At 69.4% G+C, this 25,298-nt stretch carries 19 protein-coding genes; 6 read left to right on the top strand and 13 right to left on the bottom strand.

Annotated features, from left to right (window positions below):
* Positions 1–11: 11 nt before the first annotated feature.
* The 3 genes from hemG to JFC09_RS07910 all read right to left on the bottom strand — a co-directional run bounded on the left by hemG (position 12) and on the right by JFC09_RS07910 (position 3,089).
* The gene (gene hemG / locus JFC09_RS07900) at positions 12–1,442 is read right to left on the bottom strand and encodes a protoporphyrinogen oxidase (RefSeq protein ID WP_332839696.1); all 1,431 of its coding nucleotides are present in this window, start codon (positions 1,440–1,442) and stop codon (positions 12–14) included.
* 5 nt (positions 1,443–1,447) lie between these two features.
* Positions 1,448–2,497, bottom strand: coding sequence for a uroporphyrinogen decarboxylase (gene hemE / locus JFC09_RS07905; RefSeq protein WP_198393415.1), 1,050 nt, complete (start codon positions 2,495–2,497; stop codon positions 1,448–1,450).
* 64 nt (positions 2,498–2,561) lie between these two features.
* A complete protein-coding gene (locus tag JFC09_RS07910) occupies positions 2,562–3,089 on the bottom strand; it encodes a flavin reductase family protein (RefSeq protein ID WP_232483231.1) in 528 nt (175 codons plus the stop codon).
* A 146-nt stretch (positions 3,090–3,235) separates the two neighbouring features.
* Between JFC09_RS07910 and JFC09_RS07915 the strand changes: the two genes are divergently transcribed.
* Both JFC09_RS07915 and JFC09_RS07920 read left to right on the top strand, forming a co-directional pair.
* The gene (locus tag JFC09_RS07915; protein ID WP_198393416.1) at positions 3,236–3,850 is read left to right on the top strand and encodes a DUF3000 domain-containing protein; all 615 of its coding nucleotides are present in this window, start codon (positions 3,236–3,238) and stop codon (positions 3,848–3,850) included.
* Complete coding sequence (locus JFC09_RS07920) at positions 3,847–5,046, top strand: ribonuclease D (RefSeq protein ID WP_198393417.1); 1,200 nt, start codon at positions 3,847–3,849, stop codon at positions 5,044–5,046. The genes JFC09_RS07915 and JFC09_RS07920 overlap by 4 nt, the downstream gene beginning before the upstream one ends.
* Positions 5,047–5,089: 43 nt before the next feature.
* Here JFC09_RS07920 and dxs read toward each other — a convergent pair whose 3' ends face one another.
* Positions 5,090–6,994, bottom strand: a complete 1,905-nt coding sequence (gene dxs, locus JFC09_RS07925) for a 1-deoxy-D-xylulose-5-phosphate synthase (protein ID WP_198393418.1) — start codon at positions 6,992–6,994, stop codon at positions 5,090–5,092.
* A 126-nt stretch (positions 6,995–7,120) separates the two neighbouring features.
* On the opposite strand from dxs, the gene JFC09_RS07930 reads away from it, so the two are divergent.
* On the top strand, positions 7,121–8,611 hold the full coding sequence (locus tag JFC09_RS07930) for a DUF5129 domain-containing protein (RefSeq protein WP_198393419.1): 1,491 nt from the start codon (positions 7,121–7,123) through the stop codon (positions 8,609–8,611).
* A 163-nt stretch (positions 8,612–8,774) separates the two neighbouring features.
* Here the strand turns inward: JFC09_RS07930 and acnA are convergent, their stop codons facing one another.
* From acnA to dut, 4 genes are all read right to left on the bottom strand, one after another.
* Positions 8,775–11,459: an aconitate hydratase AcnA gene (acnA, locus tag JFC09_RS07935; RefSeq protein WP_198393420.1), complete on the bottom strand. Its 2,685-nt coding sequence runs from the start codon at positions 11,457–11,459 to the stop codon at positions 8,775–8,777.
* Positions 11,460–11,622: 163 nt separating this feature from the next.
* Entirely contained in the window at positions 11,623–13,032 is a 1,410-nt protein-coding gene (locus tag JFC09_RS07940; RefSeq protein WP_198393421.1) for a class I SAM-dependent RNA methyltransferase, read from the bottom strand.
* A 24-nt stretch (positions 13,033–13,056) separates the two neighbouring features.
* On the bottom strand, positions 13,057–13,878 hold the full coding sequence (locus JFC09_RS07945; protein ID WP_198393422.1) for a DUF3710 domain-containing protein: 822 nt from the start codon (positions 13,876–13,878) through the stop codon (positions 13,057–13,059).
* 88 nt (positions 13,879–13,966) lie between these two features.
* The gene (gene dut / locus JFC09_RS07950; protein ID WP_198393423.1) at positions 13,967–14,446 is read right to left on the bottom strand and encodes a dUTP diphosphatase; all 480 of its coding nucleotides are present in this window, start codon (positions 14,444–14,446) and stop codon (positions 13,967–13,969) included.
* Between the two features lie 54 nt (positions 14,447–14,500).
* Between dut and JFC09_RS07955 the strand changes: the two genes are divergently transcribed.
* Complete coding sequence (locus JFC09_RS07955; RefSeq protein WP_198393424.1) at positions 14,501–14,980, top strand: DUF3093 domain-containing protein; 480 nt, start codon at positions 14,501–14,503, stop codon at positions 14,978–14,980.
* A 155-nt stretch (positions 14,981–15,135) separates the two neighbouring features.
* Here the strand turns inward: JFC09_RS07955 and JFC09_RS07960 are convergent, their stop codons facing one another.
* Positions 15,136–15,435 carry a DUF4193 domain-containing protein gene (locus JFC09_RS07960; protein WP_019159748.1) on the bottom strand — a complete coding sequence of 100 codons (300 nt, stop codon included), beginning with the start codon at positions 15,433–15,435 and terminating at the stop codon, positions 15,136–15,138.
* A 284-nt stretch (positions 15,436–15,719) separates the two neighbouring features.
* Here JFC09_RS07960 and JFC09_RS07965 point away from each other — a divergent pair, with 284 nt between their 5' ends.
* Positions 15,720–15,953 (top strand): hypothetical protein, encoded by a 234-nt coding sequence (locus JFC09_RS07965; protein ID WP_198393425.1) that lies wholly within the window; start codon positions 15,720–15,722, stop codon positions 15,951–15,953.
* 168 nt (positions 15,954–16,121) lie between these two features.
* Here JFC09_RS07965 and JFC09_RS07970 read toward each other — a convergent pair whose 3' ends face one another.
* A complete protein-coding gene (locus JFC09_RS07970) occupies positions 16,122–17,237 on the bottom strand; it encodes a ferrochelatase (protein WP_198393426.1) in 1,116 nt (371 codons plus the stop codon).
* 170 nt (positions 17,238–17,407) lie between these two features.
* Here JFC09_RS07970 and sepH point away from each other — a divergent pair, with 170 nt between their 5' ends.
* Positions 17,408–18,808 (top strand): septation protein SepH, encoded by a 1,401-nt coding sequence (gene sepH, locus JFC09_RS07975; protein ID WP_198393427.1) that lies wholly within the window; start codon positions 17,408–17,410, stop codon positions 18,806–18,808.
* Here the strand turns inward: sepH and cydC are convergent.
* Genes cydC through JFC09_RS07990 form a run of 3 tightly spaced genes read right to left on the bottom strand, consistent with a single transcriptional unit; the run spans position 18,780 to position 25,125 of the window.
* Entirely contained in the window at positions 18,780–22,421 is a 3,642-nt protein-coding gene (gene cydC, locus JFC09_RS07980) for a thiol reductant ABC exporter subunit CydC (RefSeq protein WP_198393428.1), read from the bottom strand. The genes sepH and cydC overlap by 29 nt on opposite strands.
* A 31-nt stretch (positions 22,422–22,452) precedes the next feature.
* A complete protein-coding gene (gene cydB, locus JFC09_RS07985) occupies positions 22,453–23,508 on the bottom strand; it encodes a cytochrome d ubiquinol oxidase subunit II (protein ID WP_198393429.1) in 1,056 nt (351 codons plus the stop codon).
* A 30-nt stretch (positions 23,509–23,538) separates the two neighbouring features.
* A complete protein-coding gene (locus tag JFC09_RS07990; RefSeq protein WP_198393430.1) occupies positions 23,539–25,125 on the bottom strand; it encodes a cytochrome ubiquinol oxidase subunit I in 1,587 nt (528 codons plus the stop codon).
* Between the last annotated feature and the right edge of the window lie 173 nt (positions 25,126–25,298).

Raw genomic sequence — 25,298 nt, forward strand, 5'->3', positions numbered from 1 at the left:
TGGGTCAGTGGTCATGCGGCCGTGAGGCGGTCGACCGTGAGTGCGGCGCGACCGATGCAGGCGGGGACGCCGACACCGTCCAGGTAGCTGCCCGCCAGGTGGATGCCGGGAAGGCGGGACGCTGCCGCATCGATCTGCGCGACCCGCTGGGCGTGGCCCGGACCGTACTGCGGCAGCGCGCGAACCCAGCGCTTCACCTCCGCGTGCAGCAGGTCTCCGTCGTAGCCCGTGAGACCCTGCCATTCCGCGAACGCGCGCTGGACGAGTGCTTCGTCGTCCAAACCGGTCCATTCCTCGTCGCCGCGACGACCGACGCTCACACGCACGACCCGGTGGTCGTCCGGCAGCGCCTCGGCCATCCACGGCCACTTGTTGGACGAGAACGTCGAGGCCTTCACGAGTCCGCCCAGCGCCGGGGGCACGAGGAAGCCCGACCCTTCCAGCGGTGCATCGCGGTCCCGCAGGACAGCGGTGACCACCGCCGAGGTCGCATAGTCGATCCCGTCCAGGAGGCCGCCCAGCCCGCCAGCTGCCTGCGGGTCTCCCTCGACCAGCACGCTGCGGGCCGCCCATGCGGGCAGAGCGACGATGACGGAGTCGAACTCCTCCGCCCCGCCTTCGGTCTGGACGAGGCCACGGGCTGCGACGGCACGGACGGGTTCCCGCCACCGCATCGACGCGCCCCGCGCTTCGAGGTCGGCGACGAGAGCGGGGACGATCCGATTCATGCCGCCGGCCAGGGACAGGAAGACCGGAGGCGGTTCTTCATCGGGTGCGCGCGTTCCGCTCTGCGTCCGCCCCGCACCCGGGATGTCCGCACCGGCTGTCCGGGCGCGCGACCGGAGCACCGACCGCACGGTGTCGAGCACGGACGTCCCCTGCCGTGCCGCCGGGAGAAGTGCGGGGATCGTGGCCTCCAGCGACAGTTCCCGGCACCGGCCGGCGTACACACCGCCCACGAGAGGGTCGACGATGCGGTCGACGAACTCGTCTCCCAACCGTGCTGCGAGGAACTCCCCGCAGGAGACGTCGCCGTCGACCGGAGGAGTCAGGGTCTCCGCGGCGACCCGTTCGACTCCCCTGTCGCTCAGCACACCGCGCAGCGACTCCGCATCCGCCGGGACCCCCATGAGCGTGCCTGCCGGGATCGGGGCGGTACCGGCCGGTGTGACGAGCCGCGAGCCGTGCTGGCGGGAGGGGAAGACCGGGACGAGTGAGAGGCTCTCGATGAGGTCCCGCGCTTCGGGGCGGCGATTCAACGACGCTTCGGCCCCGTCGTCCGCTCCGCCGGGCAGGAAACCGCCCAGATCGGTGCGGGACAGGCAGCCGCCGGCCCTGTCAGCCGCTTCGAACACCGTGACGTGCATGCCTCGCAGTGCTGCGGCGCGTGCGGCTGCGAGTCCGGAGACTCCGGCTCCGACGACGGCGAGGGTCCGAGCCACAGCGGTCAGGCGCTCAGGATCTCGGAGGAGATCCGGTGGACCTCCTCGACGATGAGGCCGGGGACCGCGGGGTCCGTCGTCGGGAGCACTCCGTGGCCCAGGTTGAAGACATGGCCCCCTTCATGGGCGAGTCCCGCGCGCACGATCTCCTCTATGCGGGGCCGCAGGACGTCCCACGGGGCGAAGAGCATGGCGGGATCGAGGTTGCCCTGCAGGGCCTGACCGGGGCGGACGCGGTTGGACGCGTCTGCAAGGTCCACACGGAAGTCCACACCGACGACGTCGCAGCCGACGGTCGCCATGTCGCTCAGCAGCTCGCCCGTCTGCACGCCGAAGTGGAAAGAAGGCACGTCGTGGTGCGACAGCGACGAGAAGACGGCCGCGGAGTGCGGCAGCACGTACTTCCTGTAATCCGCCGCGGACAGGTAGCCCGCCCACGAATCGAAGAGCTGGAACGCCTGAGCACCAGCAGAGAGCTGGACGTCGATGAAGGTGGCGGACATCCGGCCGAGCTTGGCGAGCAGATCGGAGAACAGCTCGGGATCCCCGAGCATCATGGCCTTGGTCTTCTCGTGGTTGCGGCTGGGTCCGCCCTCGATGAGGTAGCTCGCGACGGTGAAGGGGGCGCCGGCGAAGCCGATGAGTGCGGTGTCCGGGTGCTTCTCATCGAGTTCCGCCCGGATGCGGCCGATCGATTCGGCGATGTCGCCGATCATGTCCGGGGTGAGGTCGTCGAGTCGCGCGAGGTCCTCACGGGTGCGCACGGGATGCTCGATGACGGGGCCGGTCCCCGGCACGATCTCCACGGACACGCCGGCCGCCTCGAGCGGGACGACGATGTCGGAGAAGAAGATCGCCGCGTCCACGCCGTGGCGACGGACGGGCTGGAGGGTGATCTCCGTGACGAGGTCGGGGGTGCGGCACGACCCGAGCATCGTGGTGCCCTCCCGCAGTTCGCGGTATTCGGGCAGCGAGCGTCCCGCCTGCCGCATGAACCACACCGGAGTCCGGCTGACGGGCTTCGACAGGGCGGCGGAGACGAGAGTGTTGTGCATGATCCCCAGTCTCGCAGACCGACCATCGGCGTGAGAACACCGTTGGTGCGCGATACTCCCCGTCTCAGTCAGCGGTCCGGTCCTCCAGCCGGTGGAACGCCCGGTTGCGGTACACCAGTGCATCGCCCGGGTCTCCACGCCGCACGTCGGTGATCTCCGCCACGACGACGACGGCTTCACCCAGCTCGACCGTGTGCGTCACGTGCCCGATGAGGGAGGCCGCCGCGTCACCGAGCACAGGAGTGCCGTCCGGAAGGAACTCCCACCCCTGTTCAGGTGTGAACCTCTCCGCACCGTGCGCGGCGAAGATCTGCGCGAGCTCCGCATGATCCGCGTTCACCAGGTTGACGCTCAGCGCACTCGCCTCCAGCACGCCCACAGCGGACCTGCTGGAGCGCATGAGCGAGAACAGCACGGTCGTGGGTGTGACGGACACACTCGCGACGCTCGAGGCGGTCATGCCGACGGGCCCGCCGTCGCCCGCGGCCGCGATGATCGCGATTCCGCCGGGATGATGTCTGAACGCAGCTCGGAACTCAGCGCTCAGATCGTGGTCACCTGGTGTGGGGGTCGTAGTGTGCAACGCGGTCATCGTCCTCCGTTCCGCCGTCGCGACTGTCCGCTCACCGGACCGCGTACGGCTCATGATCGTGAATGCGCGGCCGGGGTGAATGTATTCCGGCGCCGGTCCGGCGTGGGTCCTCCACGTCACACTCCGCAACGCCTATCGTGGAGGTCGTGGCATCACCGTCCCCGATCCATCCGGTCCCCCAGGCATTCGCACGTGTCGAGTCCGTGCTCGCGGACGCCTCCGACGTGCCCCACGTATCGGTCTCGACGATCAAGGCGCCGTCGAAACTCGCGCCCTTCGCCACCGCGATCGGCGCGGAGGTCCACGCCGACGCGTCGTTCCAGCGCGTCACGGGCGAGGAGATCGACGAACTCGCGACCGGTCGCATCGTCGTCCTCCATGACCCCGCCTCTCCCGCCGAATGGGAGGGCGACTTCCGGGTCGTGTCGTACATCCGCGCGGAACTCGAGCACGACATGGGCCACGAGGCCATGCTCGGCGCCGTCGCGTGGTCGTGGCTCACGGACGCACTGTCCGCGCATGACTGCGAGACCGTCGCGGCGGGCGGCACCACGACGCGGGTCCTGTCGGAGAGCTTCGGCACGCTGGCAGCGCGCCCGTCGACCATCGATCTGGAACTGCGTGCGTCGTGGACGCCCGTCCTCGACGAGCCGGAGGACATCGTCGACCACTTCGACGCGTGGATCGACCTCCTCACGACCGTCGCCGGCCTCCCACCACTCCCCGAAGGCGTCACCGCACTGCCAGGAAGGCGCCGATGAGCTCTGACCACGCGGACGAAGCACTCCCCCTGCTGCGGGTCCCCGCCGACGGGGTCCCCGATGTCATCGACACCACCAGAGGACTGAAGGAAGCGGCAGAGGTGCTCGCGAGCGGTACGGGCTCCGTCGCCGTCGACGCAGAGCGGGCCTCGGGGTTCCGCTACGGCCAGCGCGCATTCCTCGTCCAGCTGCGCAGGGAAGGGGCAGGGACCCTCCTCATCGACCCCGAGCCCTTCGACGACCTCGCAGTGCTGGACGACGCCCTCCGGGGCAGCGAATGGGTCCTCCACGCCTCCACTCAGGACCTGCCGTGCCTCTCCGACCTCGACATGAAGCCGGATGCGCTCTTCGACACGGAACTGGCCGCCCGCTTCCTGGGCTTCGAGCGCTTCGGTCTGGCCGCGGTCGTGGGCGAGACGGTGGGCGTGCGCCTCGCGAAGGAGCATTCGGCCGTCGACTGGTCGACCCGGCCACTGCCGGACTCGTGGCTGTCGTACGCCGCATTGGACGTCGAGGTCCTCCTGGAGGTCGCGGACCGGTTGGACGCCCAGCTGCAGTCGACGGGGCTCGCGGAATACGCGCAGCAGGAGTTCGAGCACCTGCTGGGCTTCACCCCCACGGTGCACGAAGAGCCGTGGCGACGCATGAACGGCCTGGGCAGCCTCAAGGTCCCGCGTCAGCTGGCACGTGCCCGGGAGCTCTGGCTCTCACGCGACCGGATCGCAGCGCACAACGACGCCGCGCCCAGCCGCATCCTGCGGGACCGCGACGCGGTCACACTCGCGCAGAATCGCGTGCGGACGGCAGACGACGTGTTCCGCGTCCTGGGGACGGGACGCCTCACGCGACGGCATGCCCAGCGGTGGGCCGACGCACTGGTGCGCGCCGATTCCCTGCCGGAGGCGGAGCTCCCACGTCGCAGTCGTTCGACGTCACCGGGCCGCAGGCTCGACCGTGCACTCGTGAAGGAGCGGACCGAGTCCTTCAAACAGGGGATGCGGGAACTGTCCGCATCGACCGGGATCCCGCACGATCTCCTCCTCCAGCCCGCCCTCGTCCGGTCTGCGGCGACGCTGCGCGACCCTGCTGACCCGGATGTGCTCCTCGCCTTCCTCACGGACGAAGGCGCGCGGGAGTGGCAGCGCGAGCTGTCCTTCCCGGTGCTGCTGGCCGCTGCCCGCAGTGTGAAGGGCTGAAAGAAGCCCGCTGCGACGACACGGACGCAGTGTCCGACCGTCCTCAGGTGCGTCGGGGCAGCCGTGCTCGGATCTGCTCCGTCATCGCGTCGACGGTGAGGCCTGCGTAGTCGAGCACCTCGTCACGAGTCCCCTGCGGCAGGAAGCCGTCCGGCACGCCCAGTTCCACGACCCCCACCGATGAGTCGTCAGCACGCAGCTCCTGCCGGAGTCGTGAACCGACGCCGCCGGTGCGGATGCCGTCCTCGATGACGGCTGCCAACCGGTGCTCCTGCGCCATGACCTGGACGGATTCGGGGACGGGAAGGGCCCACCGGGGGTCGACGACGCTCGCACCGATCCCGGCCTCGGCAAGACGCTCCCGGACCGCCAGCGCGCGGTCGGCCAACGCACCCACGGACACGATGAGCACATCCGGCCCGAGCCCGTCCGGCACGTCCGCGAGCACGTCCGCACCGTCGTCGGTGCGGCGCAGCTGTGCGATCTCCAGTCCCACGTTGCCGCGGGAGAACCGCACGACGGTGGGGGCGTCCTCGACGGCGACGGCTTCTCGCAGTTCCTCCACGAGGCGCTCCGCATCGCGTGGAGCCGCGAGGCGGAGTCCAGGGACCACCTGCAGGAGCGCCATGTCCCAGATGCCGTGGTGGCTGGGCCCGTCGGGACCGGTCACGCCGGCCCGATCGAGCACGAACGTGACCCCCTGGCCGTGGAGCGCGACGTCCATGAGCAGCTGGTCGAATGCGCGATTCATGAACGTCGCGTACAGGCAGACGACAGGGTGGAGGCCGCCGTAGGAGAGTCCCGCGGCGGATGCGACAGCGTGCTGCTCGGCGATCCCCACGTCGAACACCCGGTCGGGGAATTCCTCACGGAATCGGGTGAGGCCCACCGGCGCCAGCATGGCTGCTGTGATGGCGACGATGTCATCGCGCTCCCGCGCGATCTCCGTGATGGCGTCGCCGAAAGCACTGGTCCACGACCGCCCGCTGCTGGGCTGGGACTTGCCGGTGAGCGGGTCGATCACCCCGACGGCATGGAACTGGTCTGCTTCGTCCGCGACTGCCGGTCCGTACCCGTAGCCCTTGCGGGTGAGCGTGTGCACGATCACGGGGCCGCTCTCATAGTCCTTCGCAAGGGCCAATGCCCGTTCGACTGCCTCCTGGTCGTGCCCGTCGACCGGTCCGATGTACTTGAGGCCCAGCGCGTCGAACATCCCGGTACCGCCGTCCGCGGTCATGTCGCGCAGCCCGCGTTTGACACCGCGCATCGCGGTGTAGGCGGCGCGACCGGGAGGGCCCGATTGCTGCAGGCGCTCCTTGCCCCACGACAGCAGCTTCTCGTAGCTGTTCGACGCCCGCAGGGAGTCGAGGTGCGCTGCGAGTCCTCCCACCGTGGGCGCGTACGACCGGCCGTTGTCGTTGATGACGATCACCAGCTTGCGAGGCGGCTGCGAATCATCCGCGGCGATCGTGTTGAGCGCCTCCCAGGCGACGCCGCCCGTGAGCGAGCCGTCCCCGATCACGGCGACGACCCACCGGTCGTCCTCCCTGCGGATCTGGTGGGCCTTGGCGATCCCGTCCGCCCAGGACAGCGACGTGGATGCGTGCGAATTCTCCACGACGTCGTGTTCGCTCTCCGCCCGCGAGGGATAGCCGGACAGGCCCCCTCGCTGACGGAGGGTCTCGAAGCGCTCGCGGCGCCCTGTCACGTACTTGTGCACGTACGACTGGTGCCCCACGTCCAGGAGGATCGTGTCCCGGGGGCTTTCGAACACACGATGGAGGGCGAAGGTGAGTTCGACGACCCCCAGGTTCGGGCCGAGGTGGCCACCTGTACGCGACACCGTCTCGACGAGGTCCTCACGGACCTCCTTGGCGTAGACCTCGCATTCTGCGAGCGTCAGCGCACGGAGGTCGTCAGGTGAGGAGACGGACTCGAGGAACGTCATCGGCAGGCGACTCCTATCGGGAGGGTGGACGACGCTCCATGCTACCGCCTGCGGCCGACCTCGCTCTCACTGGCAGGATGGGACCAACGACGGCGCCTGCAGCGGGCGGATACAGATGGGAGAAGGATGTCCACGGACCGGTTCTCGAGGACGGCGCGCATCGCTTCGCTGCTCTCCGCACTGCTCATCGTCCTCAGCATCGTCGCCTGCGTCGCGCTAGCCGTCCTGGGCCGGCCGGACGAGCGCGTGACGGCGGTCGACGTGCATGACGACGCCGGAGTCCTCGACACGGTCCTCGTCGAGGAGGACATCGCCGCCCTGCGCACGTATGAGCCAGTCCGGGTCGTCGTCTGGGCGCGGGACGGGGAGTACTCGGACAACATCAATGCGGAGACACTCGAGTGGGCGCGCTCCCGCCCTCAGGACGGCCTCCTGTCACCGGACGGACGGTACTGGGCGGACGGGCTCCTCCTGCTCACGGTCTCCGTCGAGCAGAACGACGGCACCGGCAGCGGTCAGGTCGGCACGTACTTCGGCGAGGACGTCAAGGTCGAACCCGTGAGCGCCCAGGAGGACCTGCAGAGCCACGGGTACGACGACTTCCGCGACAGGAACTGGGAGGACGGGGTCATCGCGATCGCGGACGCGGCTGCCGGGGAGATGGCCCGGCCCGCCTGGACGCGGTTCGGCGTCACCTACGGACTCCCCCTGGGGGTGGCGGTCCTGGCGGGCCTCAATATCGCAGGCATCCAGGTGATGCGCAGGCGGTTCCAGGACGCCGACGACCGTTTCACACTCGCCACCCGCGACGTCCACGCCACGGTCTCCGCCACGGAGTTCATCGTCGACCACGGCTTCGGCGGTCGGGTGAAGAACACGGCGGCATCCGTGCTCCGCCAGTACGACGAGACACTCGATACACGCGATGCGATCGCGGCGGCTCCGGTTCGGACAGTCACTGCTGCGAACGTCGGGCTGTGGAAGCGGATCCACGGTGTCACGCGCACGGCCGAGGACATCGAGGACTCGGCGGGCCTCGTCCGCAGGGCGACGGCCCTCTACATGGGAGAGGGGAACTGGGAGGAGGTCTGGACCGACGAGGTCGAGGAGACAGCCTCCCACCTGCGGGACGCCCGGGACAACTCGGACATCCGCCGACGTATCGGCGGTGCCGCGGCGGCCGACCTCACCCACTTCTGCGACACGGCGCTCGAACAGCTGGAGGCAGTGCGCGCCCGCGGCGTCGCGGGCGACGGGGAGAACATCTCGGAGTGCCTCGACGAGATCGCGCGGATCCGCGAGGAGCTCACCCGTCGCATGGGGATGATCGAGCGGGTATCTGCGCCCGCCAACCGTTCACTGGCGAGGCATGTCGACAAGGCGATCTGGCAAGAGCGACGAAGGCGGAACCGCAACGCGCGGTCGATCACCGGCTTCTACGACAGGACCTCGTTCTACTCGCCGCGATCCTTCGCGGTGGGGTATGCCGTCGGAGCCAAGCGCCACCGCGCGGCGGAGCAGCGGAAGAAGATGGCCAGGAGCTCCGGCGGGTCGAACACCAGCTTCGGCTCCTCCGGCGGAGGGTTCCGCGGAGCCGGGAGCTCGTCCCGCTTCTGAGTCCTCCCACCGCCAGGCACACTGCACACCCGTCGCGCATCCCGCCCTTCCGGCTACGACGAAGCCCCCACCGATCTGATCGGTGGGGGCTTCGTTCCGTGCAGGGTCCCGCTCTGCGGCGGACCGTCCGGTCCGGGCGCGGTGGCACCCGGATCGGTTCAGGTCACGCTGTGGCGAGCTGACGGAGCACGTACTGGAGGATTCCTCCGTTGCGGTAGTAGTCCGCCTCACCCGGGGTGTCGATGCGGAGGACCGCGTCGAATTCGACCTTCGAACCGTCGTCCTTCGTCGCCGTCACGCGCAGCGTCGAGGGCGTCGTGCCCTCGTTCAGCGCGGTCACACCGGCGATGTCGAAGGTCTCCGTGCCGTCGAGGCCCAGGGACTCCGCGTTCTCTCCCGCAGGGAACTGCATCGGCAGGACCCCCATGCCGATGAGGTTCGAGCGGTGGATGCGCTCGAAGCTCTCCGCGATGACCGCGGAGACACCCAGCAGCTTGGTGCCCTTCGCAGCCCAGTCACGCGACGAGCCGGAGCCGTACTCCTTGCCGCCCAGGATCACCAGCGGGATATCCGCTGCCTGGTAGTTCTGCGACGCGTCGTAGATCGTGGTCTGCGGGCCGCCGTCCTGGGTGAAGTCACGCGTGAAGCCACCCTGGACACCGTCCAGCAGCTGGTTCTGCAGACGGATGTTCGCGAACGTGCCGCGGATCATCACTTCGTGGTTGCCGCGGCGCGAGCCGTAGGAGTTGAAGTCCTTGCGCTCGACACCGTTCTCCACGAGGTACCGGCCGGCCGGCGTGTCGGCCTTGAACGAGCCCGCCGGGGAGATGTGGTCGGTCGTGACCGAATCGCCCAGCTTGGCGAGCACCCGCGCACCCGTGACATCCGACACGGGCGTCGTCTCGAGCGTCATCCCGTCGAAGTAGGGGGGCTTCCGCACGTAGGTCGACTTCTCGTCCCACTCGAAGACGTTGCCCGACGGCGTGTCCAGCTGCTTCCAGCGGTCGTCACCCTCGAAGATCGTCCCGTACTCGGACGTGAACATGCCTGTGTTGATCGAGGACTCGATGAGCTCCTCGACCTCTTCGGGCGTCGGCCAGATGTCCTTGAGGTAGACGTCGTTGCCGTCGGTGTCCTGCCCCAGCGGCTGGGCTTCGAAGTCGAAGTCCATCGTGCCGGCCAGCGCGTATGCGATGACGAGCGGGGGCGAGGCCAGGTAGTTCATCTTCACGTCGGGGCTGATGCGACCCTCGAAGTTGCGGTTGCCGGACAGGACGGCGCTCACCGAGAGGTCGTTGTCCTGGATGGACTTCGAGATCTCTTCCTCGAGCGGGCCCGAGTTGCCGATGCAGGTCGTGCAGCCGTAGCCGACGATGTAGAAGTTGAGTGCTTCGAGGTCGGGGATCAGGCCGGCCTTCTCGTAGTACTCGGTGACGACCTTCGAGCCGGGGGCGATCGAGGTCTTGACCCAGGGCTTGCTGTCAAGGCCCTTCGCACGCGCCTTCCGCGCCACGAGTCCCGCCGCCATCATGACGGAGGGGTTCGAGGTGTTCGTGCACGACGTGATCGACGCGATGGCGACGTCACCGTGGGTCAGTTCGAACTCGCGTCCGTCCGGCATGGTGACCGGAGCGGACCTGTTCTCCTCACCCGGCTGCGCGTAGTTGTGGATGTCCTTCTGGAACTGTGACTTCGCATCCGTGAGCTCGATGCGGTCCTGAGGACGCTTCGGGCCGGAGATCGACGGGACGACCGTCGACAGGTCGAGCTCGAGGTACTCCGAGAACTCGATGTCCGCATCCGGATCGTGCCAGAGGCCCTGTTCCTTCGCGTACTTCTCGACGAGCGCGATCTGCTCTTCGGAGCGACCGGTGAGGCGCAGGTAGTCGACCGTCACCTCGTCGATCGGGAACATGGCGGCCGTCGAACCGAATTCGGGGCTCATGTTGCCGATCGTGGCGCGGTTCGCGAGCGGCACTGCGGAGACGCCCTTGCCGTAGAACTCGACGAACTTCCCGACGACACCGTGCTGGCGGAGCATGTCCGTGATCGTGAGGACCACGTCCGTCGCGGTCACAGCGGGAGGGATCTCGCCGGTGAGCTTGAAGCCCACGACGCGCGGGATGAGCATGGAGACGGGCTGGCCGAGCATCGCGGCTTCCGCCTCGATGCCGCCCACGCCCCAGCCCAGCACTCCCAGGCCGTTGACCATCGTCGTGTGGGAGTCGGTGCCCACGAGCGTGTCCGGGTAGGCGCGGAGGACGCCGTCGACCTCACGCGGCATGACGACACGCGCGAGGTACTCGATGTTGACCTGGTGGACGATGCCCATGCCCGGGGGCACGACCTTGAAGTCGTCGAACGCGGTCTGGCCCCAGCGGAGGAACTGGTAGCGCTCACCGTTGCGCTGGTACTCGATGTCCATGTTGCGCTCGATCGCGTTCGCATTGCCGAACGAATCGATCTGCACCGAGTGGTCGATGACGAGTTCGGCCGGTGCGAGCGGGTTCACCTTGTCCGCGTCGCCGCCGAGCTCCTTCACCGCTTCGCGCATCGTTGCGAGGTCCACGATGCAGGGGACGCCGGTGAAGTCCTGCATGACCACGCGTGCGGGGGTGAACTGGATCTCGTGGCTGGGCTCAGCCGACGGATCCCACGAGGCCAGTGTGCGGATGTGGTCGGCCGTGATGTTCGCACCGTCCTCCGTCCGCAGGAGGTTCTCGAGGAGCACCTTGAGGCTGAACGGGAGCTTCTCCGAGCCTTCCACCGCATCGAGGCGGTAGATCTCGTAGTCCTTGCCGTTGACCTCAAGCGTGCTCTTGGACGTGAAACTGTCGACGTTGCTCAACGTGTTTCTCCTCTTCAGCAGCTCGCGACACTCGCAGAACACGCGCCGACCGAATTAGGCAAGCCGGATGTTCCGTAAAGTATCTTGATGTCAAGATACATTCTATCGCGTTGCACTGCCCCCGGCCATTCCGGGTTCCGCCGGGCGTGCCGGAATCGAAGGTTCAGCGGTCGAGGACGGCGAGGAGCTCCAGGTGTCCGGTCACGGGGAAGAGATCGTGCGCAACGATGGTCGACACGCTGAAGCCTCCGTCGATGAGCCTCCGCAGATCGCGCGCGAGAGTCGCGCCGTCGCAGGAGACGTGGACGATCCGCTCGACGGAGGAGGCAAGGAGTGCGTCTACGACGGCGGGCCCTGCACCGCTGCGCGGCGGGTCGAGGACCGCCACCCGGGCGTCGGGCACGAGAGCCGCGCGCTCGACCCGTCCCGCTTCGAACCGCGCGTCCAGTCCCGCTGCGTTCTCGCGGGCGTCGGCGACGGCTTCCGCGGAGCCTTCGATGCCGGCAACTCGGTGGCCCTGTTCGGCCAGCGCGATGCCCAGCAGGCCCGCCCCGCTGTAGAGGTCGAGGACGAGGCCGCGGCCCGGCTCGCCGACCGCCCGTCGGACCCCGTCCACGAGCACACCTGCGGCGTCGCGGTGGACCTGCCAGAAGCCCTGCCCGCGCACATGCAGGTCGCGGTCGATGCCTGGGACGCGCTCTCTCACGAGGCCGCTGCCGGCGGCCAGCGCGAGCGGCCCCGCCGACGACCCGCCGCGGTTGCGGGCGCCCCTGTCAGCAGCGCGACGGCGCGGTCCACTCCGGCGACCGCCCCGCGCGGGACCCCGCCGAGGCCGCGCAGAGTCATCGCCCCGCGGGCCGGTTCCGGACTCGGCGGCCTCGACGAGCACACTCCAGTCTCCCGCCCATTCCCGTGAGCGCCCTACGAGCGCCTCCGCATGGTCGGAGGCTGCGCGGCCGCGCAGCACGAGTGCTCCCGCTCCGTGGCCCACTGCCAGTTCGACCCTCGTGGCACCGGGGACCTCCAGGTCCGCGAGGCCGAGCGCGTTCAGTTCGTCGACGGCGAGGGGGATCGCGCTCCGCTCGAAGGGGATGACGGTGTGGCTGCCAGGCGCCAGCATGCCGAGCCGACCGGCGTCGTCCACGGCGCACTGCACACGTGTCCGCCAGCGGATGCCGGCACCCTCGCCGCCTGCCGCGTCCGTCGGGGCGGGGACGACGCGGAACCCGACATCATCCGTGTCGATCCCGCCGATCCGGGTGAGCTGGTCACGGGCCGCCTGCTCCTTGAGTGTGCGGGAGTGCGCGAGCTCGACGTGTGCGAACTCGAAACCGCCGGCACCGGGGACGCCCAGCATGAGGCGGCGGTCGGGGACCCTGTGCGGGGAGGGTTCGTGCACGTGCACCGTCTCGGCGCGCAGGACCCTCCGCGACTCGCCCGTGATCTCTGCGTCGACGGTCTCCCCCGGGATCGCACCGGCGACGAAGACCGTGCGGCCGTCGTAGTGGGCGAGGGATTCGCCGCCTGCGGCGGGCCGGAGGATCTCGAGCCTCACTCGGTCATGCGGCGTCAATGGTGCCCTCCTGCCCCTCGTGCATCAGCGGACTTCAGCGATCTCCGGACCGCGCTCGAACGGGTCGAGGTCGTCTGAGCGTGTCGCGGTGGCGGCCTCCGCCGCTCCGTCCGACGTCTGCTCCTTCACCGTGGGCGGAGTGAGGGGGATGAGCTCTCGGGGCGGCCTCGCCTCCGTACCCCGGTCGACGACGGCGCCTCGGAGCAGCCCGACGAGCGCGTTGCGGGTCTCCTTGTCCGTCACCGCGGAACCGGAGAACACCGCCCTCAGGAACCAGCGCGGGCCGTCGACGCCCGCGAAGCGTGTCACACGGACGCCCGTCCGACCGTCCTTCGCCCGCACGGGGACCTGCGTGACGAGTTCGTTCCCGAGGTCCGTATAGAGTTCGTCCGCCTTGCCCCGCCGGCGGCGCACCCCGTCCGCGATCTCGTCCCGGACGGCCTTCCAGATGCCTTCGCCGCGTGGTGCCGCGAAGACCTGGAGCTGCATCCCGCCCTTGTCGTGGACCATCGTCACCGCGAGGACGCGGTCGGTCTTGTCCTCGGTCTCGAGGCGGATCTGCATGCCGTCGATGACAGGAACAGACAGTGCACCGAGGTCGAGCCGGTGCGTCTGAGGAGCCTCCTCGTCGACGTCGAAGGGCCCCTTCTCCGCGCGATCACGGGGCGCTTCCTTCGGGTGGACGTCCAGATCGTCCGCGTCCGCGGCACCAGCGGCTTCGTCGGCACCGCTCGCCGACGCAACCGCCGCGTCGACGGAGGTCGACTCCTCGTCGCCGCTCGGCTCGTCCGCGCGGGGGGCACTGCTCTCGGGTCGTGCCTTCTTGAATCGGTCGAAAAGTCCCATGGATCCTTCCTTCGGGCTGTGCTCCCACGAGTCTAGTGCCGCGGGGCGTGTCGCGAACGGCCGCGGCGGGCGCACACGCGCCCTGCAGTCACGAGGCTCCGTCGAATCCGCCGGTCGACCCGAAGCCGCCCGTGCCGCGGACGGTGTCATCGAGCTGTGCGACCGCGGTGAAGCGCGCGTGCGCGACCTGCTGCACGACGAGCTGTGCGATGCGGTCGCCCCGCCTGATCGTGTAGGCACTGTGCGGATCCAGGTTGACGAGGGGGACTTTGACCTCTCCCCGATAGCCGGCATCGATGGTCCCAGGAGCGTTCACGACGGTGACCCCGTGCTTCGACGACAGTCCCGAGCGCGGGTGGATGAAGCCCGCGTGGCCCTCCGGCAGGGCGATCGCCAGGCCGGTCGGCACAAGCTCCCGTGCGAAGGGCTCGAGCACGACGTGCTCGGCGGCGCACAGGTCCGCCCCCGCATCGTCCTCGTGGGCGTACGCGGGTACCACCGCATGCGGCACGAGGGCCTGCACACGGACGTCCGGTCGTCTGCTGTCGTCTGCGCTTCCGTGGGTCACGGCGCCACTCTACACAGCGCCAGGGCACTCCCAGCCGTGTGGGAAGATGGGCGTATGGCCACCGCATCACCCGCATCCTCGTCCACCCTGTACAGCGAACGGCTCTCCCCCAGTGTCGGATGGTGGATCACGGTACTGTTCCTCTCTGCGATGACGTCCCTCCTCGCACTCCCCCTCACACAGGTGGGCGCAGTGGTCGTCCCGCTCGTCGTGGGCGCGGCTGTCATCGCCTGGATGCGCTCGCTGTCCACGCCCATCGTGGTGACGGACCAGACGTTCGTCGCCGGCCGCGCACACATCGACCGCACCTTCATCGCAGGGGCGACCGGGCATGACGCGGAGCAGTCGTTCGCACAGCGCGGCCACCTCTTGGACGCGCGCGCGCACCTGGTGCTGCGACCATGGGTGAAGACCGTCGTCCGTGTGGAGATCGACGATCCCGCGGACCCGACGCCGTACTGGCTCGTGTCCACCCGGCGCCCTGACGCCCTCGTCTCCGCACTGTCCTCGTCGGCGTCGCCGTCCGCCTCCTGACCCAGCTCCGACAGCACTGGACACATAGAAGAGGAGGAGAGGCCGCCTGTGCGGTCTCTCCTCCTCTTCTGATGCTGTGGCGTGTGCCGTGCGCTGCAGGAGTGTGAAGCAGTAAGCCCTGTCCCGGAATGCGGTGCGGATCAGCCCTGTGCGGGTCAGCCCATGCAGTCGGTGCAGATCATCGCGTCCGCATCCGCGAGCTGCGAGCGGTGACGGACGAGGAAGCATTCCATGCAGGTGAATTCGTCGTTCTGCTTCGGCAGGACGCGGACGGACAGCTCTTCGTTCGAGAGGTCCGCACCCGGGAGTTCGAACCCTTCGGCCGCGACGGCTTCGTCCTCGTCCACGTCAACGCGGCTCGCCATCTGCTGGTTGCGCTGCGCCTTCAGCTCTTCGATGGAATCGCTGCTGACTTCCTCGTCCTGCTTCTTCGGCGCATCGTAGTCGGTTGCCATCTGGCGTGATCACACTCCGGGAAATGGGGGCTGCGCGGGGGGTGCTGGAGGGCACCGCCCGCTGTGTCCCCTGCATTCTGCACGGACACCCCCCACCGCGCAAGACCTTTCTCGAAGAATTCGGTGTGATTCACGACTGATTCTCGACTTGTGCGTCGCATCACCAGGAAGCACCAAGGGTCACGTGGGAGGATCACGGCGGAACAGTCCCCGCGCACGGCGTTTTCGCAGGGGCCAGCGGTGCGGCTGCGACACTCCTCGGGGCCGCACGGGAAGGAGGAGTCATGAGCAGTTTCCAGGCCGCACTCGACGAGCGCATCGTCGAACTCAGGCAGAGGCTCGCCGCAGCACGCGACGCACAGGATCAGCACGAAGAGGAAGCGCTTCTGGGTCACCTCGAGACGCTCATCGACATCGCCGGCCGCAGCGATGTGGACACGACGGAGATGGAGGCCGTGCTCGCGGTGGAAACGGGGGCGATCCCGATCATCCCGGCTCCTGACGACCACGACCGCTGAACGCCGTGGAAGCAGTGACACGAGGGAAGCAGTGACACGAGGAGAGCGCCGGCGGACGCTTCCGTCGGCGCTCTCCTCCTCCGTCCGTGCCGCGACCCAGACGAACAGGACCTTCAGCTCTCAGTCGCTCGGACGGCGCTGGCCCTCAGACGGCCAGGGCAGTACTCCTCAGGCCGTCCAGATGGGTTGCGTCGGCCTGTCCACCGAGCCCAGGCAGCAGTCGATCGCACATGCCCCGCTCGTGGGCACGAGCGGTTCCTCAGAGGTGACGGAGGGGGCGTCGACTTCCTCGCCCCGCGCTTGTGCGGCGCGCTCCTCCAGCAAGTCGATGAGTCCCGCGACGAACTGTGGTCGTGTGCCCACGGTGCCTGCACGGACGAAGTCCATGCCCAGCTTCCCAGCGGTCTCCGCCGCTTCCGTGTCGAGGTCGAACTTGACCTCCATGTGGTCGGACACGAAGCCGATGGGCACGAGCATGACGCCCGTCACGCCGTCTGCCGCGAGTTCTTCCATCCGATCGTTCACGTCGGGTTCGGACCACGGGATGTGGGGGGCGCCGGATCGCGAGCAGAAGACGAGCTCCGACGGCAGGACCGCCCGGTCCCCCAGCTCCTCCGTCAGCCAGTCGATGAGGAGCCGGTGCTGCGCCTCGTACCCGACGGTCCGCAGCTGGGAGGCCTTCTCCATCGAGTCCGGGATGGAATGGGTGACGTACAGAATGCGCTGGCGCTCGGGATCGAGGCCTCCGGTCGCTGCTTCGAGCCGATCCAGTCCTTCCCGCACGCACGCCAGCTCTGCCTGAGCGAAGCCGGGGTGGTTGTAGTACTGGCGGATCTTGTCGAACTCGACCCGCATCCCTTCGTCCTTCAGCGCCAGGGCGGTCGCGCCGAAGTCCTCACGGTACTGACGGCACGAGGAGTAGCTCGAGTACGCGGACGTGTCGATCGCGAGCAGCCGAGCGGTGCCCGTGTCCCGCGCGAGCTCGCGTGCGACGTCCGTGAGGTAGGGGTCCCAGTTGCGGTTCCCCCAGACGAGCGGGATGTCCAGTCCTCGCACCTCCAGTTCCTCCGTGAGCGCCGCGAGCAGCGCTCGATTCTGGTCGTTGATGGGCGACTTCCCGCCGAACCCGTAGTAGTGCTCGCCCACTTCGACGAGCCGCTCGTCCGGTATGCCGCGTCCTGCGGTCACGTTCTGGAGGAAGGGGAGCACGTCCTCGTCCTTCTCGGGACCGCCGAAGGACATGAGGACGACTGCGTCGAAGGGCGCAAGGTTTCTGTCATTCACGTCGTCAAGCGTATCCGTTCACGCAGACCGGACCATCCGGTCCCCCGACACGGGCGCTCCAGTCTCACACCGTGGGCCGATTCCGGCGACTCGCGGCCCGAAGTCCACGTCTCGCGCGTCCGACCGTGACACGATCGGAGTCAGTCGTCACGTGCGAGGAGGAACTCACGATGAGCCAGTTGACCCTGCGCGGTCTGACGGAGGACGAAGAGGCACTCGTCCTGGTCGACCCAACGGGCGCGGAGCATCGGCTGCCTGTGGACGACGCAGTCATAGGCGCCGTCCGCCGTGCTCGCCGCGCCCACGCTTCGGAAGCGCCTCGAGGCGAGTCCCTCAGGCCTCGCGACATCCAGGCCCTCATCCGTTCGGGTCTCTCCGCGGAGGACGTCGCCGCGGAGACCGGGGAGGACGTCGAGCACATCGAGCTCTACGAGCGGCCCGTCCTGTCGGAACGCCGCCACATCGCGCAGCAGGCCGGTCGCGTCCTCGTCTACCCCGATACGGATGCGGGCGCTCCGACTCCGCTCGCCGCCCTCGCCCTCCAGCGGCTCGAACTGCGCGAGGTCGACCCGGAGACGATGGAGTGGGACGCGTGGAAGCGCCAGGACGGCACCTGGTTCGTGGAGCTCACCTTCGTGGCGGGCTCCCGTCGTCGCAGCGCCGGCTGGTCGTACGCTCGAGGGTCCGTGGTCGCACAGGACGACGAGGCCCGGTGGCTGTCCGACACGGGCCCCACTGATTCGGGGCCGATCCCCGACTTCGGTTCGGGTGCGGAGCGTCGCCGCCGTGCCGCGGATCCGCTTCCGACCGCGTCCGCGCGTTCCGCACCGTCACGTGACCATCAGACGGAGACGGGGCGCATCCTCGAGAGTCTGCGTCGCCGCCGCGGCGTGGCGCCCTCGCTCTCCGACGACGAACCCCTCGGATCCGCAGACCGGGGCGAATCGGTGGAGCCGACGTCCGGCCCTCCTTCCTCCGGAGGATCCTCCGATCCGGCCCCCCAGCCGTTCGGGTCCGGCGGTCTGCGGCTCGTCGGGGATGCCGACGACCGGACGATCGACGGCGCGCACTCCGCGCCGAGCCATCCGCAGGAGGCGCAGGACGGCGGCATCGTCGCGCTCCCGGCTGACGACGGCGCGCACGCGGAGGGATCGTCGCGCAACCATCCGGACCAGCACACGGAGCCGATAGGGACCCCGCAGTTCGACGTTCCCGAGCCCGGGGCCCCCACACCATCCACCGCGACGGAACCGCCCGAGGCCCCGGACAACGAGGATCAGGGAACCGGCCCGGGTGAGGACCACCCGTCCCTGCTCGACGACCCGGCCCTCGACGGGTGGCAGAGTGCGGACGGCCCTTCGGCACCGGCGACCGGAGGCTTCGACGTGAGCGTCGACGCGCCGCACAACCTCCCCGCTGACCTGCCGACTCCGGCTGGCGGCTCCCTCCCCGACACGGCTGCCCAGCCCGACGAGGCTGCCGAGGGGGAACCGCACACGAAGCGCAGGCGGGGCCGTGCCTCCGTCCCCAGTTGGGACGAGATCATGTTCGGCGGTCGCGGCAAGGACTGACCCGCAGACGGTCGGCGCCCTCCTCGGTCCGATGAGCGCCGCGCACGAGCGCCGCGTCGTGCGTCACGAGGATCGTGCCCACGTCGGCGAGCACATCGCCGAGGTCGTCGATGAGTGCCTGCGCCGTCGGCTGATCGAGATGTGCGGTGGGTTCGTCGAGGATGACGACGTCTGCGCCGACGAGCAGTGTGCGCGCGACCGCCAGGCGCTGCCTCTGTCCGCCTGAGAGCTTCTCCCCCGCCGCACCCACGCGCGCATCGAGTCCGATGTCCGCGACGAGTCCGCCCAGTCCGGCGCTCGTGAGGGCGGCGATGAGCTCGTCATCGTCCGGTGCCTCGTCGCGGGGTCGGCTGATGAGGAGGTTCCCCCGCAGCGTCGAATCGAAGACGTGCGCCTCCTGAGGGCACCATGCGATGCACCCCGCGAGGTCCGCGGGTGTGAGGCCGTGTGCGTCGTGACCGTTCACGAGGATGCGGCCCCTGTCGGGTTCGAGGAAGCGCAGCAGGGCGCTCACGAGGGTCGTCTTGCCGGAACCCGTTGGCCCCGTGACGACGGTCGTGCCGGGGACGGGGAAGTCCGCGGTGAGTCCGCTCACAACGGGTCGGCTGGTGCCGGGCCATCGGAGGGAGAGGTCCTCGACACTGAGGGAGCGGACCGTGTCTCGCGGCGCGGCGAGCCCATCGGGACGAGTCGCCGTTTCCGCACTGGACGCTCCCTCGTGGGGCGACGCCAGAACGGGGTCCGCGTCGGGCGGGTCGAGGTCGTCGATGCCGGAGAGGACACGCCTGAGTGCGGGCCACTTCTGCACGGCGGACAGGGAATCGAGGAGTGCGTCGGTGAGGCCGAGCGGCAGCAGCACCGCCACGGCGAGCAGTTCCGCGGAGAGTCCGCCGGCCCCCACGAGAGGACCGAGCAGTGCGAGGATGCACAGTGCACTCGCCGTCGTCGCGGCGGTGACGCACGCTTCCCCGGCCCCCGTGGCCCGCAGTGCACGTCGTTCGTCGGCGGTGGCGCGCGCGTCGTCGGCCGCCAGCTGCTCCGCCGGCGCCGTCCATGTGCGGTCCGGGACGAGGTCGTCCCGCGCTGACAGGAGCCCGACGATGCCGGACAGCACAGCAGCGCGTGCGCCTATGCGGGCGGCTGTGGCGCGGCGGTCGGCGAGCAGCGCGACGGCGGACGCCGGGAGCAGCGCACAGAGGATCCCGGCGAGAAGCATCCATCCGGCCACGGGGTGCACGAGGAAGAGCGTGCCGATGGCTGCGGCACTCACGAGCACAGCGACGAGGGGCGGGAGGACGACCCGGGGGACGAGATCGCGGATGTCGTCGACGTCGGCGATGAGGGACTGCAGGGCGCCGCTTCCGCGAGAGACCCGACGGTCCGCCGTTCCCCGGCGGGCCAGTCCCTCCCACAGACGGACCCGCAGCGAGGTGAGTGCGTCGAGGACCGCGTCATGGAGCCACAGGCGCTGTGCGTACGCGAAGACGGACCGCGAGAGCCCGAAGAAGCGCACTCCCACGATCGCGACGAGCAGGTACATGATGGGCGGCTGCGCGGACGCGCGCACGATCAGCCAGGCGGACAGGCCGGTGAGCGCCGCACCGGCCGCGGTCGACAGCACTCCGAAGAGCACGGAGAGCAGGAACTTCGGGGTGAGCGGGTCGATCGCGCGCACGAGTCGCGCGAACAGCTGCAGCGTCCCCGGTGCGGCGGAGACCGCCGGTGCGTCGAGTGGGGCGTGCTCGCGCTCGGCACGGTCCTCCGAGGCCGGGCTCTCCGCGGGCGCCTCGTCCTCGAGGGGAAGGGAGCCCGGTGCCACGTCCACGTGCCCGTCCTTCACCTGCGCGTGATGGCTCGCGCAGGCGACGAGCCTCGCATCATGCGTCGCGGCGATGACGGGGACATGGGCGCTCAGGTCGACGATCGCGCTCCGGATCCGCGCCGCGACCGCGTCATCGAGGTGAGCGGTGGGTTCGTCGAGCAGCACGAGGCCCGATCCCCCCATGACGGACGCGCGGGCGCGGGCGAGCGACAGCCTCCGCTGCTGTCCCGGACTCAGTGCGGCGCAGTGCATTCCGGGGTCCACGGGCAGGCACGCGAAGCGCAGACATGCGTCGACAGCGGCGCTGCGGGCGGGCGCGTCGATCGGGGCTTCCCGCAGCTCGTCCGGCAGCCGCAGTGCGATCTCCTCTCCGACGGTGCGGGCCAGGGTGCGCGGTCGCTGCGGCGCGAAGGCGATGCGTGGAGGGACCTCGATCGTCCCCGTCACCTCCGTGCCGTGCTCGGCGCGCAGCAGTCCCGCGAGTGCCGCGAGCAGAGTGCTCTTCCCCGCGCCCGAGGTCCCGGTCACCGCCGTGAGTCCGCCGTCGCCCAAGTCCGCGTGCACTCGCTCGAGGACCGGCGTCGGACGTCCGGCGTAGCGGACGGTGAGACCGTCGACCCGGGCCCCCGGCCTCGGTCGCGGCTCGAACTCTGCACCCGCGGGTTCCGTCGCGGCAGCTCCCCAGGCTGGGGCCGCCAGGGTCGGCGCCACCGGTTCGTCGATGATCCGTCGCACCCGGTCGTAGGCGGCCAGACCGTTCTCGGTCGAGTGGAAGGCCGCCCCCAGTCGTCGCAGCGGCAGGTAGCACTCGGGGGCGAGGACGAGCGCCAGGAGGCCCTCTTCGAGGCCCATGTGCCCGTAGACGAGGCGCACGCCCACGAACACCGCGACCACCGCGACCGACAGCGTCGCGATGAGCTCGAGTGCCAGCGCGGAGAGGAAGGCCACCCGCAGGGTCGTCATCGTCGTGTCCCGGTACGTCGTGGACACGTCGCGCAGAGCGCGGGTCTGAGCGGGCAGGCGCCCCAGCCCCACGAGCACCGGGACACCGCGCGCGAGCTCGACGAGGTGACCGGACAGTCGGTCGAGCGACCGCGTCGCATCGTCGACCCGCTCTGCCGTGTACCGGCCGATGAGGATCATGAAGACCGGCACGAGCGGCAGGGTGAGGACGATGATGAGCGCGCTCACCCAGTCCGCCCACAGGATGCGCGCCCCGACCACCAGCGGCACGACCGCACTCGCCGTGAGCGCGGGGACGACCGCCGTGAAGTAGTCGTCGATCTCGTCGAGCGACCGTGTGGCCAGCAGCGCGAGGGCCCCGTCAGTCCCCCGCACATCCCGCCCGGTGCCGGCGAACACCCGGGCGATGAAACGGCGGCGCAGACCGGTCTTCGCACCCGCAGAGCTCATCGCTCCCGCCGCCTTCCCCGCCCACGCACCCATGGCCTGGCAGAGGACGCCGATGACGCCGATGACGAGCGGACCGCGCAGCGAGCCACCCTCCATCGCACGCACGACCCCCCGTGCGATCGCATCGGCGATGAGGACCAGGCCGGCGGCCTGCACCGCCGCGACGACGCCGGCAGCCCAGAGGCCGAACCTCCCCGACGGAGAGTCGAGCGCCAGGCGCAGCGGCGAGCGTGCCCCGGTCGGCGCCTCGGCGGCGGATTCCCCGGTGGTGGACGACCCGGCGACCGGCGGGCCGGAACCGGCAGGAGCCTCGGGCACGGGGGCCTCGGGGGATCCCTCGACGCGTGGGACTGCGGCGGAGGCTGCGGTCGACGTCATGCGGAGGTGCGTCCTCTCGGGTAGCGGGAGCTCAGGGAGTGAGTGAGGCGTGGCCGCGGATCGCGACCGGCACGGTGTGTGCGGGCGGGATGTGCTCGACGGTCAGGCGCTTCGCGAACACGGAGTAGCTCCAGATCTGATAGCCGAGCACTGTGGGGACCCCCACCGCCGCCACCGCGAACATGACACCCAGCGTGTAGCCCGACGACGACGCGGTGTGGATCGTGAGATCGAACGCCGGGTCGAGGGTCGACGGCAGAACGACCGGGAAGACCGTGGTGAAGATCGCGGCCACCCCGGCGGCCAGGAAGACGGACTGACCGAGGAAAGCGGACTTCTCCCCGCCCGCCCGCAGGCGCACCCACGAGTACGCCGCGGCGAGGAGGGACACGCCCACGAGCGACCAGCCGAGGACCCCGCCATCCGACTGCACCTGGACGTAGACCACCCAGCCGATCAGCGGCAGGAGGAACAGCGGGGCCCAGCGGGTCGCCAGGGCATGCGCACGCACCCTCACCTCGCCGTCCGTCTTGAGGGTGAGGAAGAGGAGCCCGTGGAGGACGGAGAACCCGACGGCTCCCAGCCCACCCAGGAGAGCGGGGAACGTGAGCCAGGAGAAGGCACCGCCCACGTTGTCGCCGTTCGCGTTGAGCGGCAGCCCCGTCGTCGTGAGCGCCAGCATCGCGCCCACGCAGAACGCCGCGACGAGCGACCCGCCGGACAGGCACCACGTCCACCCGTCGACCCACCGCTGCGAATACCCCCTCTTCCCGCGGTACTCGATCGACACGGCCCGGAAGATGAGCGCGAGCAGCGTGAGGGTCAGCGGCAGGTAGAGCGCGGAGAAGAGACTCGCATACCACAGCGGGAACGCGGCGAACATCGCTCCGGCGGCGGTGATGAGCCACACCTCGTTGCCGTCCCACACCGGACCGATCGTGTTGAGGAGGAGCCGTCGCTCCCTCTCATCCCGGGCGAATGTCTTCATGAGGACACCGACCCCCAGGTCGAACCCCTCCAGGAAGAGGTACCCCAGCCACAGGACCGCGATGAGCACGAACCAGATCACGGGAAGCGCTTCAGCCATGTCGTCTCCTTGAGTCTCCAGATCCAGGTGTCAGTACGCGAACGAGAGGACGTCGTCCTCGTCACCGTCCGCCGTCGCACGGGTCGAATGGCGGGTGTCGTCTGCGAGTTCCGGCATCGCCGACACGACACCGCCCCGCGCGTACTGCACGATGAGCTTGAGCTCGAACACCATGAGCACGCCGTACACCAGGGTGAGTGCGATGAGCGAGGTCAGCAGGGCGACCGGCCCGACCGTCGGGGACACCGCCGCCGCGGTGTACAGGAACACCCCGTCGATCCCCGTGTGGTCCGGGTTCGGCGCGACGACGAACGGCTGGCGGCCCATCTCCGTGAAGATCCAGCCGGCGGAGTTCGCGATGAAGGGTGCGGCGATCCCCCACAGGGCCAGGCGGGAGAGGAACCTCGACCGGGGCACCGTGCCCTTCCGGGTGACGATGAGGGCGAAGACCGCGGCCGCCGCGGCGAGGGCGCCGAACCCGATCATGAGGCGGAAGCCCCAGTAGGTGACGAACATCGACGGCTGGTAGTCGATCTCCTGACCCGCATACTTCCCGTACATCGAGTCGTCCGGCATGTGGGTGCCGTACGCCTCCTCGTATTCCGGGATGAGCGAGTTCACCCCCGGCACGTCCGTCTCGAAGTCGCCCTTCGCGAGGAAGGAGAGGACTCCGGGGATCTCGATGACCGGGGTGACGTCGTCGCAGTCGTTCGAATCGAGATTCCCGACTGTGAGGACGGAGAACTGAGTCCCGTCGTGGCACGCGGCCTCGGCGGATGCCATCTTCATGGGCTGCTGCTCGTACATGAGCTTCGCCTGGATGTCACCCGTGAGCGCGACCGCGGCGAAGGAGAAGACGGCGACCCACGCCCCGATCCGCAGCGACTTCCACCACACGGTGTAGTCGGTCTCGTCCCGGCCGGGGATGTCCGGGGCGGAACCGACCACGACCCGACCGGAGTCGTCGACCGTGTCGATCTCGTCGACGCGCCTCCGCCAGAGATGGTGCCAGGAGATCCCCAGCAGGAAGGCCGCTCCGACGGAGACTGCTCCGGCGATCGTGTGACTCGTCGCGGCGAGTGCCGTGTTGTTCGTGAGCACCGCCCAGACATCGGTCATCACCGGGCGGCCGTCGATCAGCTCGACACCCACGGGGTGCTGCATCCACGAGTTCGCGACGATGATGAAGTACGCGGAGATCCACGAGCCGATGACGGCGCACCAGAGCACCGCGAGGTGGACGCGACGGCTCAGCCGGCCCCACCCGAAGATCCACAGTCCGATGAACGTCGACTCGAGGAAGAAGGCGAGCAGCGCCTCCATCGCGAGAGGGGCGCCGAACACGTCGCCCACGAAACGGGAGTACTCGCTCCACGCCATGCCGAACTGGAACTCCTGCACCAGGCCGGTCGCGACCCCCATGATGAAGTTGATGAGGTACAGCTTCCCCCAGAACTTGGTGGCCCTCAGCCACACGTCGTTCCCCGTGCGGTGCCACATCGTCTGCAGCACGGCGACGAGGAGCCCCAGTCCGAGCGTGAGCGGGACCATCCAGAAGTGGTACACGGTTGTGATGCCGAACTGCCAGCGTGCGATGAGCACCGGATCGAGCTCCACGAGACCTCCCTCAATGCGGCTGAGCTGCCCCTCCAGGGGAAGCACTCCATGTTCTACAGCTCGTAGAATACGCGCTCCGCGCTCGACGCTCGAACCCCCAGCACCCCGCGCACACTTTCGTCTCACACTGCGGACGCGAGGTGGACATGACGCCGCGCTGGTCCGGCTCCACA

The sequence above is a fragment of the Brevibacterium yomogidense genome, from assembly GCF_016107685.1.
In the GTDB taxonomy this organism is placed as follows: domain Bacteria; phylum Actinomycetota; class Actinomycetes; order Actinomycetales; family Brevibacteriaceae; genus Brevibacterium; species Brevibacterium yomogidense.

What these genes read in the sequence shown, in the direction of transcription:
- hemE (WP_198393415.1), bottom strand. Translation starts at nt 2,497, where the DNA reads ATGCACAACACTCTCGTCTCCGCCGCCCTGTCGAAGCCCGTCAGCCGG.
- JFC09_RS07910 (WP_232483231.1), bottom strand. Translation starts at nt 3,089, where the DNA reads ATGACCGCGTTGCACACTACGACCCCCACACCAGGTGACCACGATCTG.
- JFC09_RS07920 (WP_198393417.1), top strand. Translation starts at nt 3,847, where the DNA reads ATGAGCTCTGACCACGCGGACGAAGCACTCCCCCTGCTGCGGGTCCCC.
- dxs (WP_198393418.1), bottom strand. Translation starts at nt 6,994, where the DNA reads ATGACGTTCCTCGAGTCCGTCTCCTCACCTGACGACCTCCGTGCGCTG.
- JFC09_RS07930 (WP_198393419.1), top strand. Translation starts at nt 7,121, where the DNA reads ATGTCCACGGACCGGTTCTCGAGGACGGCGCGCATCGCTTCGCTGCTC.
- JFC09_RS07945 (WP_198393422.1), bottom strand. Translation starts at nt 13,878, where the DNA reads ATGGGACTTTTCGACCGATTCAAGAAGGCACGACCCGAGAGCAGTGCC.
- JFC09_RS07955 (WP_198393424.1), top strand. Translation starts at nt 14,501, where the DNA reads ATGGCCACCGCATCACCCGCATCCTCGTCCACCCTGTACAGCGAACGG.
- JFC09_RS07960 (WP_019159748.1), bottom strand. Translation starts at nt 15,435, where the DNA reads ATGGCAACCGACTACGATGCGCCGAAGAAGCAGGACGAGGAAGTCAGC.
- JFC09_RS07965 (WP_198393425.1), top strand. Translation starts at nt 15,720, where the DNA reads ATGAGCAGTTTCCAGGCCGCACTCGACGAGCGCATCGTCGAACTCAGG.
- sepH (WP_198393427.1), top strand. Translation starts at nt 17,408, where the DNA reads ATGAGCCAGTTGACCCTGCGCGGTCTGACGGAGGACGAAGAGGCACTC.
- cydC (WP_198393428.1), bottom strand. Translation starts at nt 22,421, where the DNA reads ATGACGTCGACCGCAGCCTCCGCCGCAGTCCCACGCGTCGAGGGATCC.
- cydB (WP_198393429.1), bottom strand. Translation starts at nt 23,508, where the DNA reads ATGGCTGAAGCGCTTCCCGTGATCTGGTTCGTGCTCATCGCGGTCCTG.